This window comes from Micromonospora sp. WMMD882, assembly GCF_027497255.1.
Taxonomy (GTDB): Bacteria; Actinomycetota; Actinomycetes; order Mycobacteriales; family Micromonosporaceae; genus Micromonospora.
Window position 1 is genome coordinate 1,287,861 of the sequence record NZ_CP114903.1, and the last position, 16,846, is coordinate 1,304,706.

16 protein-coding genes and 1 pseudogene are annotated in these 16,846 nt (G+C 73.5%); 9 read left to right on the forward strand and 8 right to left on the reverse strand.

Going from position 1 to position 16,846, the window contains the following annotated elements:
- The first annotated feature begins 118 nt into the window (after positions 1 to 118).
- The gene (locus O7606_RS04705; protein ID WP_281597794.1) at positions 119 to 772 is read left to right on the forward strand and encodes a MerR family transcriptional regulator; all 654 of its coding nucleotides are present in this window, start codon (positions 119 to 121) and stop codon (positions 770 to 772) included.
- Between the two features lie 81 nt (positions 773 to 853).
- Here the strand turns inward: O7606_RS04705 and O7606_RS04710 are convergent, their stop codons facing one another.
- Genes O7606_RS04710 through O7606_RS04725 form a run of 4 tightly spaced genes read right to left on the reverse strand, consistent with a single transcriptional unit; the run spans position 854 to position 4,411 of the window.
- On the reverse strand, positions 854 to 1,855 hold the full coding sequence (locus tag O7606_RS04710; RefSeq protein WP_281597795.1) for a pyridoxal-phosphate dependent enzyme: 1,002 nt from the start codon (positions 1,853 to 1,855) through the stop codon (positions 854 to 856).
- On the reverse strand, positions 1,789 to 2,835 hold the full coding sequence (locus O7606_RS04715; protein ID WP_281597797.1) for a hypothetical protein: 1,047 nt from the start codon (positions 2,833 to 2,835) through the stop codon (positions 1,789 to 1,791). The genes O7606_RS04710 and O7606_RS04715 overlap by 67 nt, the downstream gene beginning before the upstream one ends.
- The gene (locus O7606_RS04720) at positions 2,832 to 3,680 is read right to left on the reverse strand and encodes a DUF364 domain-containing protein (RefSeq protein ID WP_281597798.1); all 849 of its coding nucleotides are present in this window, start codon (positions 3,678 to 3,680) and stop codon (positions 2,832 to 2,834) included. Before O7606_RS04720 ends, O7606_RS04715 begins: the two co-directional genes overlap by 4 nt.
- Positions 3,677 to 4,411 carry a methyltransferase gene (locus tag O7606_RS04725; protein WP_281597799.1) on the reverse strand — a complete coding sequence of 245 codons (735 nt, stop codon included), beginning with the start codon at positions 4,409 to 4,411 and terminating at the stop codon, positions 3,677 to 3,679. The genes O7606_RS04720 and O7606_RS04725 overlap by 4 nt, the downstream gene beginning before the upstream one ends.
- A gap of 314 nt (positions 4,412 to 4,725) precedes the next feature.
- Between O7606_RS04725 and O7606_RS04730 the strand changes: the two genes are divergently transcribed.
- The 6 genes and pseudogenes from O7606_RS04730 to O7606_RS04755 all read left to right on the forward strand — a co-directional run.
- Positions 4,726 to 5,952 carry an MFS transporter gene (locus O7606_RS04730; RefSeq protein WP_281597800.1) on the forward strand — a complete coding sequence of 409 codons (1,227 nt, stop codon included), beginning with the start codon at positions 4,726 to 4,728 and terminating at the stop codon, positions 5,950 to 5,952.
- Positions 5,949 to 7,046: an iron ABC transporter permease gene (locus O7606_RS04735; RefSeq protein ID WP_281597801.1), complete on the forward strand. Its 1,098-nt coding sequence runs from the start codon at positions 5,949 to 5,951 to the stop codon at positions 7,044 to 7,046. Before O7606_RS04730 ends, O7606_RS04735 begins: the two co-directional genes overlap by 4 nt.
- Before the next feature lie 5 nt (positions 7,047 to 7,051).
- Complete coding sequence (locus O7606_RS04740) at positions 7,052 to 7,972, forward strand: ABC transporter ATP-binding protein (protein WP_281597802.1); 921 nt, start codon at positions 7,052 to 7,054, stop codon at positions 7,970 to 7,972.
- 28 nt (positions 7,973 to 8,000) lie between these two features.
- The gene (locus O7606_RS04745) at positions 8,001 to 9,005 is read left to right on the forward strand and encodes an ABC transporter substrate-binding protein (protein ID WP_281597803.1); all 1,005 of its coding nucleotides are present in this window, start codon (positions 8,001 to 8,003) and stop codon (positions 9,003 to 9,005) included.
- 47 nt (positions 9,006 to 9,052) lie between these two features.
- Complete coding sequence (locus O7606_RS04750; protein ID WP_281597804.1) at positions 9,053 to 9,886, forward strand: alpha/beta hydrolase; 834 nt, start codon at positions 9,053 to 9,055, stop codon at positions 9,884 to 9,886.
- Between the two features lie 156 nt (positions 9,887 to 10,042).
- Positions 10,043 to 10,768, forward strand: a pseudogene (locus O7606_RS04755) (potassium channel family protein); the annotation flags it as partial.
- 39 nt (positions 10,769 to 10,807) lie between these two features.
- Here the strand turns inward: O7606_RS04755 and O7606_RS04760 are convergent.
- A complete protein-coding gene (locus O7606_RS04760; protein ID WP_281597805.1) occupies positions 10,808 to 11,779 on the reverse strand; it encodes a methylenetetrahydrofolate reductase in 972 nt (323 codons plus the stop codon).
- Between the two features lie 158 nt (positions 11,780 to 11,937).
- On the opposite strand from O7606_RS04760, the gene O7606_RS04765 reads away from it, so the two are divergent.
- Entirely contained in the window at positions 11,938 to 12,477 is a 540-nt protein-coding gene (locus O7606_RS04765) for an RNA 2'-phosphotransferase (RefSeq protein WP_281597806.1), read from the forward strand.
- Positions 12,478 to 12,574: 97 nt separating this feature from the next.
- On the opposite strand, the gene O7606_RS04770 is transcribed toward O7606_RS04765, so the two are convergent.
- Positions 12,575 to 13,339, reverse strand: coding sequence for a pirin-like bicupin family protein (locus tag O7606_RS04770; protein ID WP_281597807.1), 765 nt, complete (start codon positions 13,337 to 13,339; stop codon positions 12,575 to 12,577).
- Between the two features lie 63 nt (positions 13,340 to 13,402).
- A complete protein-coding gene (locus O7606_RS04775; RefSeq protein WP_281597808.1) occupies positions 13,403 to 13,969 on the reverse strand; it encodes a YceI family protein in 567 nt (188 codons plus the stop codon).
- 115 nt (positions 13,970 to 14,084) lie between these two features.
- On the opposite strand from O7606_RS04775, the gene O7606_RS04780 reads away from it, so the two are divergent.
- Entirely contained in the window at positions 14,085 to 14,549 is a 465-nt protein-coding gene (locus O7606_RS04780; protein ID WP_281597809.1) for a MarR family transcriptional regulator, read from the forward strand.
- Here O7606_RS04780 and O7606_RS04785 read toward each other — a convergent pair.
- Complete coding sequence (locus O7606_RS04785; protein WP_281597810.1) at positions 14,500 to 16,809, reverse strand: ATP-dependent RecD-like DNA helicase; 2,310 nt, start codon at positions 16,807 to 16,809, stop codon at positions 14,500 to 14,502. The genes O7606_RS04780 and O7606_RS04785 overlap by 50 nt on opposite strands.
- Between the last annotated feature and the right edge of the window lie 37 nt (positions 16,810 to 16,846).

Here is a 16,846-nt window from a genome sequence, read left to right on the forward strand (position 1 = left end):
CCATTTTCCCCAGCCGGCCATCCTCACGGCTGGTCTGTGATAGTGGGACCCTGCTGCCTCCGTCATATTCCTGTGGCAGACTGGATCGACGGCTGGCGACCCTTCTCCGGGGAGTTCTATGCGCATCTCGGAACTAGGCCGGCGCAGCGGTTTGCCGGTGGCGACCATCAAGTTCTACCTGCGGGAAGGGCTCCTACCTGCCGGCGCCCGGACGGCGCGCAACCAGGCCGAGTACGACGAGACCCATCTGGTGCGCCTGCGGCTGATCCAGACGCTCACCGGGGTCGGACGGCTCAGTCTGGCCTCGGTGCGCGAGGTGCTGGCGGCCGTCGACGACCGGAACATGTCCGTGAACGGGAAGTGCGCGGTGCTCAACCGGGCCCTCCTTCCCTCCCCTGACCTGGGCGGGAACGGGAAAGCCGAGGGGGAGCTCGCGCGGGCGCAGGTGGACCGGTTCATCGACACGTTGGGGTGGCGCATCCCCGGCGACGCGCAGGCGCGCACGGCGATGGCCCAGGTGCTCGTGGTCCTGCGTCAGTTGGACGGGGACTTCACGATGGACTTCTTCGCGCCGTACGCCGACGTCGTGTGCCGGCTCTCGGCGTACGACCTGGCCGGGCGGACCGCGTCCGGTTCGTCGGATCAGATGGCAATAGAGTGGGTGGCCCGGGTCGTCCTCTTCGAAGCTGGTCTGGCTGCTATGCGTGGACTGGCGCATGAGCACCATATCGCCGTTCACGCTGATGAGGTACGGGGCAGTAGCGGACAGTAGTCACACGAATACGAAGTGAGCAAGGAGCAAGAACGGTACCGGAAGAGAACCCACTGGTAGCGGCGTTGCGGCCGGCGCGGGTCAGCGCGGCGCCGGTCGCCGTCCCCAGTCCATCCGGGACCAGGGCAGGGCGAGTTGGTCGGGCGTGACGACCTGACGTGGCGTCAGACCGGCCAGGTCGGGCGCCTCCTCGGGCCGGGCGAAGACCGAGTCGACATACCGGTGGCCGGTGTCGGCGGCGACGAACAGCACCGGCCGGTCCGGACGCAGCCGTCGTTCCCAGCACGCGGCGAGGTAGGCGGCGCCGGTGGAGAGCCCGGCGAAGACGGCGTGTCGGCGCAGCAGCTCCACGCTGCCCGCCCGGGCGGCGGGAAAGCCCACCCAGTGGACGGTGTCGTACCGCTCGTGCGCGACGTTGGCGAACGGGATGGAGCTGCCGATGCCGGCGATGATGATGTCCGGGTCGGCCACGTGCTCCGCGCCGAAGGTGACGCTGCCGAACGGTTGCACGCCGACCAGGCGTACCGCCGGGGAGCGCCGCCGCAGGTATCCGGCCAGCGCCCCCGTGGAGGCCCCCGACCCGACCCCGCCCACCAACACCAGCTCACGGACGTCCAGCTCCCGGCGGATCCGGTCGGCGACCGCCTCGTACCCCAGGTAGTGGATCCGGTCGTGGTACTGGCGCATCCAGTGGTACTCCGGGTGGGCGGCGAGGATCTCCCGGATCCGGGCCACCCGCCGGCTCTGGTCGAGTTTCAGGCTGGCCGAGGGAGGCATCTGCTCCAGCCGCGCGCCGAGCACGGCGAGCTGGGCCCGCAGCGCCGCGTCGACGGTGGTCGACCCGACGATCAGGCAACGCAGGCCGTGGCGGTGGCAGGCCAGCGCGAGCGCGTACGCGTAGATGCCGCTGGAGCTGTCCAGCAGGGTGTCGCCCGGCCGGATCACCCCCCGGTCGAGCAGCTCGCGCACCGCGGCCAGCGCCGAGACGACCTTCATCGTCTCGAACCGCAGGCAGATCAGTCCGTCGTCGACCCGGACCAGGTCCGGTCGGCCCACCGCGTCGGCGATGTGGTCGTACACCATGTCTGCCTCCCGGCTGAGATGTCGAAGATCCGTCCCACCGGCAGGCCGTACGCGGTGAGCTGGGCGACCGCCCGGCGCAGCCGGTCGGACAGGTCGGGCGGGTCCGGGGCGAAGAGCAGACCGGCGACGTTGCCGCTGTGCGCCACCTGGACCCCGACGGCCCCGGTCCGGTCGGCGACCCGCTCCAGCGTCGCCAACTCCGGCTTGGGCAGCAGCCGCTGGTTGCGGCGCGCGCTCTCGGTGCTGACCTGACCGAGCAGGGCGAGGTCGGCGTCGCGCACCGCGCGGCGCAGCGCCGCCCGCAGCTCCTCGAACGCGGGGGCCTCCCGGCGCGGCGGCGTGGGCAGGGCCAGGGTGTCCACCGGGCGACCCCCGCCGGTGACGCAGGACAGCACCACGGCGGCGGGCAGCGGCCGGCCGAACTCCTCCAGCACCAGGGCCCGCCGGGAGTCGAACAGCGCCGCGGTGTCGTCCCGCATCAGCGGGTCGCAGGCCCGCTCGGCCCGTACCGCGATCCGGGCCACCGTCTCCGGCGGCAACCGGACGGCGAAGCTGGCCGCGACCGCCCGGATCGCGGCGATCACGTCACTGGTCGACGAGCCCATCCCGATGCCGACCGGCGTGCTCCCGCGCAGCCACAGCCGTCCACCGCAGGGGCGCTCGCCGGCCAGCCCGGCGCAGGCGCGTACGGCGATGGCGGCGGCGCGGCGGGCCTTGTGCCGGTCGGCGGGGACGACGTCGAGCCCGGTGGCGGGACTCCCGGGCCGGCGGACGAAGGCGGCGGCGCTGCCCGCGTCGGGCAACGGCAGGGTGACCAGGCCGCGGCACGGCCGCCCGTCGGCGTCGAGGAAGACCCCCTGGAGGATCTCGCCGTGATGACCGGTGGCGTGACCGACCCCGGCCGGGCCGGGTAGACGCGTCGGCCGGGGGCCGCCGCCCGGGCGGCCGGTGCGGTCCACGCTGCCGGCCGGACCGGTCACGATCTGCCGTCGTCGCTGCCGACCGCTGCCGCGCGGTACCGGTAGACGACTGTCGGATCGGCGCTGAACTGGGAGAACGGGAAGGGCTCGGCGCACAGCGCGGTCACCCCGGAACCCAGGAACGCCCGCGCCACCGCGCTGCCGGTCTGCGCGTACACCACCAACGGCAGGCGGTGGTCCCGGCAGTGCCGCAGGATCTGGTCGAACGAGCCGTTGCCCAGGGTCATGCCGGTCGCCACCACCGCGTCCGCCGTGGCGAGCACCTCGGTCATCGAGGCGCTGACCGGCTCACCCCACTGGGTGACGCGCAGGTTGAAGTCGCAGGGCAGACAGACCCCGCCCCGGTCCCGGATCGCCGCGACCAGCGGGTTGACCACGCCGATCAGGGCGACCTTCGTCCCGGCGGCGACGTCGAGCAGGCCGGCGACCGCCGCGTCCCGGGCCCGGGCGCGGACCTCGGGCGGCCCCGCCGGCAGGGTCACCGGCTCGGCTCCGACGGCCTCCCGGTGTGGCCGGGTCTCGGCCAGGTAGGCGTCGAGCGCGGCGAGCCGCAGCGCGGGCGGGCCGTCGGTGAGCAGCGCCGCCAGCGTCCGACCCGAGGCGTCCGCGCAGATCGCCGGGTCGACCGCGCCGGCCTCCACCGCGCAGGCCCCGAAGGAGCGCCCCGACCGGACCAGGACGTACTGGTTGCGGTAGGTGGTGTCGCCGCCGGCCAACCGGGTCCCGTGGTGCAGCCAGAAGACGCTGGTGGCGACCGTGGTCGCCGGGTCCGGGCCGAGCGTTCCGGCCAGCACGTCGGTCAGCAGGGCGGACAGGTCGGCCCAGCGCCGGGCCGGGGCCGTCACGCCCGCGCCCCGGGCCGGATCCGGAACAGGTACGTGAGCACGCCGTCCTGCCAGTCGTGCACGTGCTCCACGGCGGGCGTCAGGCCGGCGTCGAGCGCGTGCCGGATGATCGTCCGCAGGTCGGCGGTGTTGGAGGCGACGAGGAAGACCTCCCCGTCCGGGGCGAGCAGGTCCCGTTCGACGAGTTGCCGGAAGAAGCGGGCCAGCAGGGGAGCGCCCACGCAGACGTTGCGCACCACGTCCGGGTCGGCGCTGACGGTCTGGCTGACCGCGGGCGGGTTGAAGGTGACGACGTCCAGTTCGACGCCGTCGGGGAAGCCGTCGAAGAGGTCGGCCACCACCGGCACGAACCGTCCCGTGGTCTGCGCGGCCAGCCGCGCGTGGTGCCGTCGCGCGGCGGCGACGCTCTCCGGGTGGACGTCGACGGCGTAGATCTCGGCGGCGCCGGCGTGCGCCGCGGCGACCGCCTCGACGCCGAGCCCGACGCCCATCGCCGCGTACCGCCGCCCGGCGACCGGGATCCGGCCGTCGAGGAGGCGGTCGTGGATCATCCGGCTGGTGCCGCCGGGCAGGAACACCCCCGGCGGTACGTCGAACACCCAGCCGTTCCACTCGTGCCGCCGCTCGCTACGCAGGTCGGCCCGGGGCTGGTTGAGGGCGATGATCTGTTCCGCCGGCAGCGGCGGTGGCAGCTCGTCCAGAAGGGACGGCCCGGTCGTCACGTGGTCCATGCGGCTCCCTGAGGTCTGTGGGCGTCCGCCGCGAGCGGCGGACGGGGTTGGCGTGTCGTCACTGCGCAGGCACGGAGAGGAATGCTAGGAATGACTTTCATTGCGGTCAAGGCCCTGCGTGAGTCTTTCCCGGGGTGGGTGGATCGCCGGGGGTGGCGAAAGACTATGACAACCGTTGTCATGTAGGCTCCTCGGCGGTCCTCCGGCGGCCCATGCCGTCGGCGATCCCGGCACGGGCGGGGCGGCCCTGTCCAGGGACGGACCGCGGCCGGCCGGGCAGCCGGGCCGCAGTGACGAACAAGGAGCGACGTTTCGTGACAGCAACCTCGGCGCCCCCCGACCCGACCCGCGCCCGCCGGGGCACGGTGCTGCGGGACCGGGCGTTCCTGCGACTGTGGACCGGGACCACGGCCTCCGGCCTGGCCACCTGGGCGCTGCCCTTCGTGCTCGGGCTCGCCGTGCTCGACCGGCGGCTCTCCGGCGCCGGCCTCGGCCTGGTCCTGGCCGCCCGGACCGTGGGCTTCCTCGCCGCGGTGCCGGTCGGCGGGGTGCTGGCCGACCGGCTGTCCCGGCGACGCGTGGTGCTCTGGTCCGGACTGGCCGCGACCGCGGCCAGTCCGGCGCTCGCCCTCGGACTGGGACGCTCGACCGCGCTGATGGCGGTGGCCGCCGCGGTGATGGGCGCGGGACAGGGCGCCTGCCGGCCCGCGTTCCAGGCGCTCACCGCGGAGGTGGTCCCCGAGGGCCGCCGACAGGGTGCCAACGCCGCCATCACGCTCGCGGTACGGGTGACCACCCTGGTGGCCCCCGCCTCGGTCGCCCTGCTCGCCACCGTCGTCGAGGTCGGACCGCTGCTGCTGGGCGTCGGCGGCCTCTGGCTGCTAGCGGCCCTGGTCCCCCCGCGCGGGCGGGCGACGCCGACCGTCGCGGCCCCCCGGACCGGCTTCGTCACCGAGTTCGTCGAGGGCCTGCACGAGGCCCGCCGGCACCCCTGGTTCCTCGCCGGACTGGCCGCGCTGACCGCGGTCATCGCCACCGGCTACTCCGCCACCGGTGTGCTCCTGCCACTGGTCAGCCGCGACCGCTACGGCACCGAGGCGGTGCTGGCCGCGGTGCTGACCGCGTACACCGTGGGCGCGCTGGCCGGCGCGGCGCTGGTCGCCCGGTGGCAGCCGGCCGCCCGGGGCTGGAGCGCCCTGGCCGGTCTGGCCGCCTACGGCTTCGCGCCGCTGAGTCTGCTGCTCGACGTGCCGGCGGCGGTGGTCGTCGCCGCGTACGTGCTGGCCGGAGTCGGCATCGAGGTGTTCAACGTGCCCTGGTTCACCGCCATCCAACGGGAGGTGCGTCCGGACCGGCTGGCCCGGGTCTCCGCGCTGGACTTCCTGCTCTCCTACGGGCTGGCCCCGGTGGGGCTGGCGCTGATCGTCCCTGCGGTGGACGCCTTCGGCGCGCCGGTCGTCCTGGGCTGCTGCGCGGCGGTCTGTTTCCTGGCGCCGGCGCTGGCCGCCCGCGCGCCCGGCGGCCGGGAATTCTCCCGGTGATCCCACGCCAGCTCCCGACCCCGGCCGACGTGGTCACCGCCGCCGGACCCGTCGAACGCCCCGCCGCCACCCCCGCCCTGGTGACGTCCCTGCTGCTGGTCGCCCTGCTCGTCTCGGTGGTGGCGGTGATCGGCCTCGGCGCGGCGACGGTGCCGCCGGTCGACACCGCCCGCTACCTGTGGGCCGGGCTCACCGGCGGCGTCATCGACGCCGACGAGGTGACCCGCTACCAGATCATCTGGCAGATCCGCGCCCCCCGGGTGCTCCTCGCCGCCTGCGTCGGCGCCGGCCTCGGCGTGGTGGGGGTGGCGGTGCAGGCCCTGGTCCGCAACGCCCTCGCCGACCCGTACGTGCTCGGCGTCTCCTCCGGGGCGTCGGTCGGCGCGGTCGCGGTCACCGTCACCGGTGGCCTCGCCGTGGCCGGCGGCTACGCCGTCTCCGCCGGCGCGTTCCTCGGCGCGCTGGCCGCCACCGCGCTGGTCTTCGTCGCCGCCCGGGGCCGGGCCGGGCTCACCCCGCTACGGCTCGTGCTCACCGGCGTGGTGCTCTCCTTCGGCTTCCAGGCGATGATGGCGGTGATCGTCTACCTCGCCCCCAACAGCGAGGCGACCGCCACGCTGCTGTTCTGGTCGATGGGCGGGTTCGGGGCGGCGACCTGGGGCGCGCTCCCGCCGGTCGCCGCGACGGTGCTCGTCGGCGTCCTGTTGCTGCGCCGGTCGAGCCGGACCCTGGACGTGCTGACCTTCGGGGACGAGACCGCCGCCAGCCTCGGCGTCGACAGCGGACGCGCCCGTACCGGCCTGTTCGTGCTCACCGCGCTGGTCACCGGGGCGATGGTCGCGGTGAGCGGGGCGATCGCCTTCGTCGGGCTGGTCCTGCCACACCTGGTCCGGCTCCTGGTCGGCGCGGCCCACGCCCGGGTCCTCACGGTGACGCCACTGGCCGGAGCGCTGTTCATGGTCTGGGTCGACCTGCTCTCCCGCACCGTGGTCGCGCCCCGCGAGCTGCCGCTGGGCGTGCTCACCGCGCTGATCGGGGTGCCGGTCTTCCTCACCCTGATGCGCCGCCGCGGCTACCTGTTCGGCGGACGGTGACGGGCATGGAGCTGAGCCTGTCCGAGGTCACCGTCGCCGTCGACGGCCGGCGGATCGTCCGGGAGCTGTCCCTGCACGTCGACCGGGGGGAGACGGTGGGCCTGGTCGGGCCCAACGGCTCCGGCAAGTCCACCGCGCTGCGCTGCGTCTACCGGGCGCTGCGCCCCACCCGGGGCGTCGTACGGGTCGGCGGAACGGACCTGGCCACCCTGTCGCTGCGCGACAGCGCCCGCACGGTGGCCGCGCTCACCCAGGACGGCGGCGCCGACCTGGACTTCACCGTCGCCGAGGTGGTCGCCCTCGGTCGGGTTCCGCACCTGCGTGGCAACCGGCCGCTGAGCCGGCGCGAACGCGAGCTGTGCGCGTCGGCGATGACCCGGCTCGGCATCGACCACCTTGCCGACCGGGGGGTGCTCGGTCTCTCCGGCGGGGAACGGCAACGTGTCCTGGTGGCCCGCGCGCTGGTCCAGGAGCCCGACGTGCTGGTCCTCGACGAACCGACGAACCACCTCGACGTACGGCACCAGATCGAGTTGCTGTCCCTGCTGCGGGACGCCGACGTCACCGTGCTGGTGGTGCTGCACGACCTGAACCTGGCCGCCGCCGCCTGCGACCGGATCGGCGTGCTCGCCGACGGGGCGCTGGTCGCCGTGGGCGCCCCCTGGGAGGTGCTCACCCCGCCCCTCCTCCAGGACGTCTTCGGGGTGGCCGCCACCGTCGTCGCCCACCCGCTCACCGGTGACCCGCAGATCCTCTACGCCCTGCGCCCACCGGCCGACCCGCCGGGCCTGCCCGGCACGCCGACCCCGCCTGGCGTCGCGCCGACCCCGCCTGGCGTCGCGCCGACCCCGCCTGGCGTCGCGCCGACCCCACCTGGCGTCGCGCCGACCCACCTGGCGTCGCGCCGACCCCGACCGACCCGCTGACCCCGACCGAGATGGAGAGCCACCGACCATGACCGCCCACCCGTCGCGCCTGCCCCTGCCGGCCCGTACGCTCGCCGCCGGCCTGACCGCCGTCCTGCTGCTCACCGCCTGCGGCGCGGAGGTGGCCGATTCCGCCTCCGAGGCCGGCACGGTGACCGTGCCGCGCTGCGGCGAGCAGGTGGAGTACCGCACCCCGAAGCGCGCCGTGGTCTACGAGGGCGGCAGCGCCGACAAGCTGTTCGCCCTCGGCCTGACCGAGCACGTGCACGGCTACGTGATGCCGCCCGCCAACCCGCCGGTGACCAGCTCACCGTTCGCCGCCGAGTACGCCAAGGTGCGTTTCCTCAGCGACGACCTGCTCAACAAGGAGCTGGTGGTGCAGGAGCGGGCCGACCTCGTCGTCGCCGGCTGGAACTCCGGCTTCAGCGACCAGCGGGGCATCACCCCGGAGATCCTCGACAGCCTCGGCATCCAGAGCTTCATGCACACCGAGTCCTGCTTCAACTATCCCGGCTTCCCCGAGCGGGTCACCCCGTTCGAGGGGCTCTACGCCGACCTGGACCGGCTCGGCCGGATCTTCGGCGTGCCGGAGCGGGCCGAGGAGCTGGTCCGGGACTACCGGCGACGGGTCGACGCGGTGGAGGCCCAGGCGCCTGCCGAACGGCTGCCGGTGTTCCTCTACGACTCGGGCACCGACCAGCCGTTCACCGCCGGCCGACAGGTGCCGCCCACCGACATCATCGCGTCCGCCGGCGGTCGCAACGTCTTCGCCGACCTGGACGCCCGGTGGACCCGGGTGAGCTGGGAGGCCGTCGTCCAGGGACGGCCCGAGGTCATCGTCGTGCTCGACTACGGCGACCAGCCGGCAGCGGACAAGATCGCCTTCCTCAAGTCGTTCCCCGCCACCCGCGACCTGCCGGCCGTGGTGCACGACCGGTTCTTCGTCCTCGACTACAACGAGGGGATCAGCAGCCCCCGCAACATCGACGGGGTGGAGAAGTTCGCCGCCTACCTGCGCGGCGTCCGCCCCTGACCGACGCCACCGGCCGGTGTCGTACCCGTCGGCTAGGGTCGCCTCCCATGGTGACCGAGACGGACGTCGCGCTGCCCGACGGGCGCGTCCTGCACGTGTACGACACCGGCGGCGACGGTCCGGCCGTCTTCTGGCACCACGGCACGCCGAACGTCGGCACGCCGCCGCGACCGCTGCGCCCCCTCGGTGACCGGCTCGGGCTGCGGTGGCTCTCCTGCGACCGGCCCGGCTACGGCGGCTCCACCCCGCATCCGGGGCGGAGCCTCGCCTCGGTGGCCGCCGACGTCGCCTGCGCCGTCGACGCGCTCGGCGTCGACCGGTTCGCGGTGTTCGGTCACTCCGGCGGCGGCAGCTTCGCCCTGGCCTGCGGCGCCCTGCTCGCCGAGCGGGTCCTCGGGGTGGTCGCGGTGGCCGCCGTCGCGCCGTACGACGCCGCCGGGCTGGACTGGTTCGCCGGCATGTCCCCCGCCGGCCGGGCCGGTCTGCGGGCCGCCGCCGCGGGCCGGGCGGCGAAGGAGGCGTACGAGGCGACGAACACCGACGGTGATCCCGGCTTCGTGGCGGCGGACTGGGCCGCGCTGGAGGGGGAGTGGGGCTGGTTCGACGAGGTGGTCCGCCCGGCCCTGGCCGGTGGGCCGGGCGCGATGATCGACGACGACCTCGGCTACGTCGCCCCGTGGGGCTGCGACCCGGCGCAGGTCACCGCGCCGGTGCTCGTGCTGCACGGCGGCGCGGACCGGGTGGTGCCGGCCGGCCACGGCGAGTGGCTGGCCCGGCGGTGCCCGTCGGCCGAGTGGTGGCTCCGCCCCGACGACGGGCACCTCTCCGTCCTGCGGCACGCCGGGCCGGCGCTGGAGTGGCTCCACGAACGCATGCGATGACGTCACACCCGGCGCCGGGCAGCCGGGGGCCCGCAGGTGGTCGGGCGGGGTGCCCAGCTCGGTGGCGGCACACGGAAAGCCCTGCTCACGCCCCTGTCGCCCGGCCCGCCCCGTAAGGAATCATGACCCGGCGGGACGCTGCCGGGAGGAGAAGTGATGCGGGGTCGGACGGAGCAGGCAGGTGATCGGTTGGCACGCTGGGAGCGGCTGACCGCCGTGCCGTTGACCATACTGTCGGTGCTGTTCCTGGTGCTGTACGCCGTGCCGATCCTCCGGCCGGACCTGTCGCCGGTGTGGCGGGAGGTCTGCCAGTCGACGGGAGTGGCGATCTGGTTGCTCTTCTGGGGCGACATCCTGGTCCGTCTGGGCGTGGCCGACGACCGGCGGCGCTTCCTGCGGGAGCACCTGTTCGACCTGGTCGTGCTCCTGCTGCCGCTGCTGCGGCCACTACGCGCCGTACGGCTGGTCATGGTGGTGTTGAACATCAGCCGGCGGACGGAGACCTGGGCCCGCGGGCGGCTCGCCGTCTACGTCGCCATCACCACCACGCTGCTGGTGCTGGTCGCGGCCCTGGCGGTGCTCGATGCCGAACGGACTGCTCCGGACGCCACCATCGTCTCCTTCGGCGACGCCCTCTGGTGGGCCACCGTCACCATCACCACCGTCGGCTACGGCGACTTCTACCCGGTGACCACCGCCGGCCGGTGGGTCGCGTTGGGGCTGATGATCGGAGGCATCGGTCTGATCGGTTTCGTCACCGGCTCCCTGGCGACCTGGATCGTGGAACGCGTCTCCGCCTCGGCCGGGCGTCCGACGACGGCGACCAGCGAGGACGTGGCGGCGCTGCGGGCCGAGATCGCCGCGCTGCGGTTGCGCCTGGACGCGGACGCCGCCGGTGCGCAGCCGCCGTCGACCGGCCGGTCAGCCGGGCGTCCGGCCCAGCAGCGAGCTGACCCGGGTGGCCAGGGCGACGGAGGCGTCGATCTCGACCTTGCGGATGGACACGCTCTCCACGTTGAACCCGAACGGTGACCCGAGCCGTCGACAGAATGCCGTGAGCTCACGGGCGTTGGTCAGGCACTGCTCGTACGACTCGGTGAGCGGGTCCTCGGCGTGCCGCAGGGCGTTGGCCAGCCAGCGCGGCACGGCCACGCCCAGCCAGGTGAGGAAGGCCAGGGTTTTCAGCGAGCCGCACACCGACAGGGTGAAGACGACCGGCCGGGGCGCGACGCCCCGTTCCCGGCAGGCGTAGTGGTAGTCCGACACCGTGCTCTTCGCGGCGTCCACGTCGTAGACCACCTGGGAGACGAAGAAGTCACAGCCCTGCTCCTGCTTGGCCAGCATCCTAAGGTGCTCGTCCCCGGCCCGGGTGTGGCGTTCGGGGATGACCACTCCGCCCAGGGGCAGCTCCGGCCGGGTCGCCCGACGCAGCTCGTACGCCCGGGGCAGGGTGGTGTGGACCTCTTTGGCGCGGGAGGACGCGCCCACGAAGACGGTCGCCACCCGGGCCGGCTCGGTCTGCCGCAGCCAGGACCGCAGCTCGGGCTCCGGGTACTTGCCGACACAGCGGTAGATGACGGCGGGGCGGTCCCACCCGGTCAGGTGCCGGGCCTGGAACTCCGCCGGGTCCATCGTCGGCAGGTACGGGAAGGGGCGCTCGGCCGGGTTGCGGTCGCTCTCGTCGGCGATGTCGTAGAGCACCAGGGCGTCCACGTCCAACGGCGTCAACCGGGCCAGGGTGACCCGGGCGATCTGCTCGACCTCCGCCTCGGTGGCGCTGCGCCGGGGCGGGGTGAGCCCGAACAACAGCAATCCACGTCGGCTCTTCGCGAGCATGTCGCCCACCGCGTCGACGGGGAGTTCCGCTTCCGGCGCCTCCGGACGATCTGGCATGTCGGGCACAGTAGTCGAACGACCACCCGTCGGGGCGCCCGACGGCCGGGACGTCGGTGCCGCGCCCTCGGCCCGGTCTGCGTGGTGGCGCGGCGGGACCGGGACGGAGGGCGGGAAATCTGATTTCCCGCCGGCGGGCCGTCGGTGACAATGCGGGGGTGGATCATCAGGCCCTGGTGCGGCTGAGTAAGCGGATGTCCCTCGCGCTGCGGCACGAGCCGGGCCGCTTCGGTCTCGTCCCCGACCGGGGCGGGTGGGTGCCGGTCGACGCGCTGCTGTCCGGGCTGCGGATGAGCCGTGCCAACCTGGACGCCGTGGTCACCGGCAACGACAAGCAGCGCTTCGCCGTCGAGTGGGGACCGGACGGGGTGGAGCGGATCCGGGCCAGTCAGGGACACTCCATCCCGGTCGACCTCGGGCTCATCCCGGCGACGCCACCGGACCGGCTGTACCACGGCACGGGACGGGCGGCGCTGACGTCCATTCTGGACACCGGTCTGCGTCGCGGCGAACGCCACCACGTGCACCTGTCGCCAGATGTCGACACCGCCCGACGGGTGGGCGCCCGACGGAGCGGCCCGGTGGTGGTGCTCACCGTCGACGCGGCGGCCATGACGCGGGACGGTCATCTCTTCTTCCGCAGCGCCAATGGTGTCTGGCTGACCGACAGGGTGCCGGCGGCCTACCTGACGCCCTGACCGGGCGCGGCCCCGCCGCCGTACCGGGCGTCGGTGGACGTGCCGGACCCGACCGGGGTCGCCCCGGTCGGGTCCGGCACGGTGTCCGCGGCCCGGGTCAGCCGGCGATGGTGGCGTGCATCTCCCAGACGAGGATCTCGGCCGGCTCGGTGGCGGTGACCCGCTGCCCACCGGTGGCGGTGAACCGGACCGCGTCCCCGGTGCCCAGCGGGCCGGAGCCCTCCAGGTCCACCGCGCCCCGGGCCACGAAGAGGTGGACGAAGGGCGCGTCCGGCAGGTCGACGCCGCCACCGGGCTGCAACCGGGCGGCGTAGAGGCCGGCGTGCCGGTTACGGATCCGGATGGCGGCGGCCCCGTCGTGCTTGTCCAGGCCGGAGGCGACCGGCACCAGCCCGCCGCCGAGCAGCTCGGCGTCGATTTCGAGCTGCTCGTAGCCGGGGGTCACCCGGGCTTCGTCGGGCAGCACCCACATCTGGACGAAGTGCACCGGCTCGGTGTGCCTGTCGCCCTCGAGCCGCCAGGAGTCGTTCTTCTCCGAGTGCAGGATGCCGCGGCCGGCGGTCATCCGCTGGGCCAGGCCCGGGTAGATGATCCCGGAGTGGCCGGTGGAGTCCTGGTGGACCAGCGAACCCTGGAGCACCCAGGTGACGATCTCCATGTCCCGGTGCGGGTGGGTGTCGAAACCGGTGCCCGGCCGGACGATGTCGTCGTTGTTGACCAGGAGCAACCCGTGGTGGGTGTTGTCCGGGTCGTGGTGGTGGCCGAAGGAGAACGAGTGCTTCGAGTCCAGCCAGGCGATGTCGGTGGTGAACCGTTCGGCCGACCGGCGGATGTCGACGCGGGGGGTCAGCAGGTTGCTCACGGGAGGATCCTTTCCCAGGGACGGCCGACGGGGGAGGAGGGTCGGGGCCTGAGCCCCGACCACTCAGGACTGCTTGATCGCCGAGATCTCGAACTCGAGGACGACCTTGTCGCTGACCAGCACGCCACCGGTCTCCAGGGCGGCGTTCCAGGTGACGCCGTAGTCCTTGCGGTTGATGGTCACCGCGCCTTCGAAGCCCATCCGCAGGTTGCCGAACGGGTCGGTGGCCACGCCCTCGTACGTGAAGGGGACGGTCACCGGGCGGGTGACGCCCCGGACGGTGAGGTCGCCGGTCAGGTCGAAGGTGTCCGCGCCGGTCTGCCGGAACTCGGTGGAGACGAAGGTGATCTCGGGGTACTGCTCCATCGCGAGGAAGTCGTTGCCGCGCAGGTGCTCGTCGCGCTGGGCGTTGCGGGTGTCGATGCTGGCCGCCTTGATGGCGACGGTGACCGTGGTGGCGGCGGGGTCGGCCCCGTCGAAGATCACCCGGCCGTCGAACTCGTTGAACGCGCCGCGCACCTTGGTCACCATGGCGTGCCGGGCGACGAACCCGATGCGGGTGTGGCTGGGGTCGAGCACGTAGGTGCCGGTGAGCTGGGCCAACTCGGCGGTGGGGGTCGGGGCGCTCATGACGTCCTCCTGGTCTCGCTGACTCGATGATGTGTCATTTACGTTCGCCTCAACCTACATGACCCATCATTCATTCCGTACATGATGTGTCATCCATCACTGGTAGGGTGGAGGCATGACCCGATGGCTCGACGACGACGAACAGCACGCCTGGCGGGCCTGGCTCCGGTTGCAGAGCCGGTTGACCGCGCACCTGGGGCGGCAGTTGCAGCAGGAGTCCGGCCTGTCCCTCGCCGACTACGAGGTCCTCGTGCAGCTCAGCGAGAGTCCGGACGACCGGCTGCGCCCCTACGCCCTGCAGGAGCTGCTCGACTGGGAGCAGAGCCGGCTGTCCCACCACCTCAGCCGGATGCAACGTCGGGGCCTGGTCGAGCGGGAGGAGTGCCCCAGCGACCGGCGGGGAGCGTTCGTGGTGCTCACCGCCGCCGGTCGGGCCGCCATCGAGGCCGCCGCCCCCGGCCACGTGGCCGCCGTCCGGGCGTTCTTCCTCGACCACCTCGACCGGGACGAGCTGCGTACCCTGGGCCGTCTCACCAGCCGGGTCGTGACCCGGTTGGACGCGGCGGCCGGTCGCCGCTGATCCGGTGGGTCAGCGCGGTGTGCCGCCGACCGGCGCCCGCCGTCCGCACGGCGACCGCCAGGGCCCGACGCGAGCCGGCCAGCACGACCAGCTTCCGGGCCCGGGTGACGGCGGTGTAGAGCAGGTTTCGCTGCAGCATCAGGTACGAGCCCATGGTCACCGGCACCACCACCGCCGGGTACTCGCTGCCCTGCGACCGGTGCACCGTGATCGCGTACGCGTGCTGCAACTCGTCGAGCTCGTGGAAGTCGTACCCGACGTCCTCGTCCTCGTCGGTGCGTACGGTGAGCGTCTGCTCGTCCGGGTCGATGCCGGTCACCATGCCGACGGTGCCGTTGAAGACCCCGGCCGCGCCCTTGTCGTAGTTGTTGCGGATCTGGATGACCTTGTCGCCGACCCGGAACACCCGGGAGCCGTGCCGCCGTTCCGGGGCGCCCTCCCGGTGTGGGGCGAGCGCCTGCTGCAACAGCGCGTTGAGGTTCCCCGCGCCGGCCGGGCCCCGGTGCATCGGGGTGAGCACCTGGATGTCGCGCGGACGCAGGCCGAACCGACGGGGGATACGCCGGGAGACGATCTCCACCACCTGCTCGGCGGTGACCTCCGGCTCGTCGCTGGGGAAGAGGAAGAAGTCCGGGTACCGGTCGAACACGGGCGGCTGACCGGCGTTGATCCGGTGCGCGTTGACCACCACACCCGACTCCTGCGCCTGCCGGAAGATCCGGGTCAGCCGGACCCGGGGCACCGTCTCCGCCGCGAGCACGTCCCGCAGCACCTCGCCGGCGCCCACCGACGGCAACTGGTCGACGTCGCCGACCAGCAGCAGCCGCGCCCCCGGCGGCACCGCCTTGACCAGCTTGTTTGCCAGGATCAGGTCGAGCATGGACGCCTCGTCCACCACCACCAGGTCGGCGTCGAGGGGATTGTCCCGGTCGAAGCTGGCGTCTCCACCGGGGCGCAGCTGGAGCAGCCGGTGCACGGTGGTGGCCGGCTGGCCGGTCAGCTCGGTCAGTCGTTTGGCGGCCCGGCCGGTCGGCGCGGCCAACACGATCCTCGCCCGTTTCGCCGCCGCCAGCTCGATTATCGACCGGACCGTGAAGGACTTGCCGCAGCCCGGTCCGCCGGTGAGCACGGCCACCTTCGCGGTCAGCGCGAGCTTCACCGCCTGCTCCTGCTCCGGGGCCAGCTCCGCGCCGGTGCGGGCCCGCAGCCAGGCCAGCGCCCGCCCCCAGTCCACCCCGGCGAACGCCGGCATCCGGTCGGCGGGGTCGCGCAGTAACCGGAGCAGGCTGCCGGCCAGCGCGGACTCGGCGCGGTGGAACGGGACCAGGTACACCGCCGGGATGACCCCGCCCTCTGTCGTCGGGTTCGGCACCGCCTCGCGGACCACGCCCTCCTCCGCGACCAGCGTGGCCAGGCAGTCGGCGACCAGTGCCGCCGGCACCTCCAGGATGCCGGCGGCGTCGGCGACGAGGTTCGGTTCGGGCAGGTAGCAGTGCCCGTCGTCGGCCGCCTCGGAGAGGGTGTGCCGGATGCCGGCCTGCACCCGCTGCGGGCTGTCGTGCGGGATGCCCACCGCCCGGGCGATGCTGTCGGCGGTCTTGAAGCCGATGCCCCACACGTCGGCCGCCAGCCGGTACGGCTCGTGCCGCACCACCGAGATCGCGCTGTCGGCGTACTGCTTGTAGATGCGTACGGCGTGCGAGGTGGACACCCCGACGCCCTGGAGGAAGACCATCACCTCCTTGATGGCCTTCTGCTCCTGCCAGGCCGCGCCGATCGCCGCGGTGCGCTTGCGGCCCAGGCCGTGCACCTCGACGAGGCGGCCCGGCTCGTGCTCGATGACGTCCAGGGTCTGCGCCCCGAACGCCGCCACGATCCGGGCGGCCATCTTCGGCCCGATCCCCCTGATCAGGCCGGAGCCGAGATACCGTTCGATGCCCTGCACGGTGGCAGGCAGCACGCTGGTGCAACCGTGCGCCTCGAACTGCCGGCCGTACTTCGGGTGTGAGCCCCAGCGTCCGACCAGCCGTAGCCGCTCCCCGGGCTGCACGCCGGGCAGCGCGCCGACCACCGTCAGCAGGTCCGTCCCGGAGCGGTCGGTCGCCACCCGGGCGATCGTGTAGCCGGTCTCCTCGTTGACGTAGGTGATCCGCTCCAGCACCGCCTCCAGCGTCGCCCCCCGGCCGGGCGCGGCGGCCACCGTGGGCGGGGCTGCGGGCGGGGCTGCCGGGGTGGACGCGGCGGGCGGTACGGCGGTCATCGCAGACGATGATGACAGAACCGACCGACGGGCAGCG

What these genes read in the sequence shown, in the direction of transcription:
- O7606_RS04705 (WP_281597794.1), top strand. Translation starts at nt 119, where the DNA reads ATGCGCATCTCGGAACTAGGCCGGCGCAGCGGTTTGCCGGTGGCGACC.
- O7606_RS04710 (WP_281597795.1), bottom strand. Translation starts at nt 1,855, where the DNA reads ATGGTGTACGACCACATCGCCGACGCGGTGGGCCGACCGGACCTGGTC.
- O7606_RS04725 (WP_281597799.1), bottom strand. Translation starts at nt 4,411, where the DNA reads ATGGACCACGTGACGACCGGGCCGTCCCTTCTGGACGAGCTGCCACCG.
- O7606_RS04740 (WP_281597802.1), top strand. Translation starts at nt 7,052, where the DNA reads ATGGAGCTGAGCCTGTCCGAGGTCACCGTCGCCGTCGACGGCCGGCGG.
- O7606_RS04745 (WP_281597803.1), top strand. Translation starts at nt 8,001, where the DNA reads ATGACCGCCCACCCGTCGCGCCTGCCCCTGCCGGCCCGTACGCTCGCC.
- O7606_RS04750 (WP_281597804.1), top strand. Translation starts at nt 9,053, where the DNA reads ATGGTGACCGAGACGGACGTCGCGCTGCCCGACGGGCGCGTCCTGCAC.
- O7606_RS04760 (WP_281597805.1), bottom strand. Translation starts at nt 11,779, where the DNA reads ATGCCAGATCGTCCGGAGGCGCCGGAAGCGGAACTCCCCGTCGACGCG.
- O7606_RS04775 (WP_281597808.1), bottom strand. Translation starts at nt 13,969, where the DNA reads ATGAGCGCCCCGACCCCCACCGCCGAGTTGGCCCAGCTCACCGGCACC.
- O7606_RS04780 (WP_281597809.1), top strand. Translation starts at nt 14,085, where the DNA reads ATGACCCGATGGCTCGACGACGACGAACAGCACGCCTGGCGGGCCTGG.
- O7606_RS04785 (WP_281597810.1), bottom strand. Translation starts at nt 16,809, where the DNA reads ATGACCGCCGTACCGCCCGCCGCGTCCACCCCGGCAGCCCCGCCCGCA.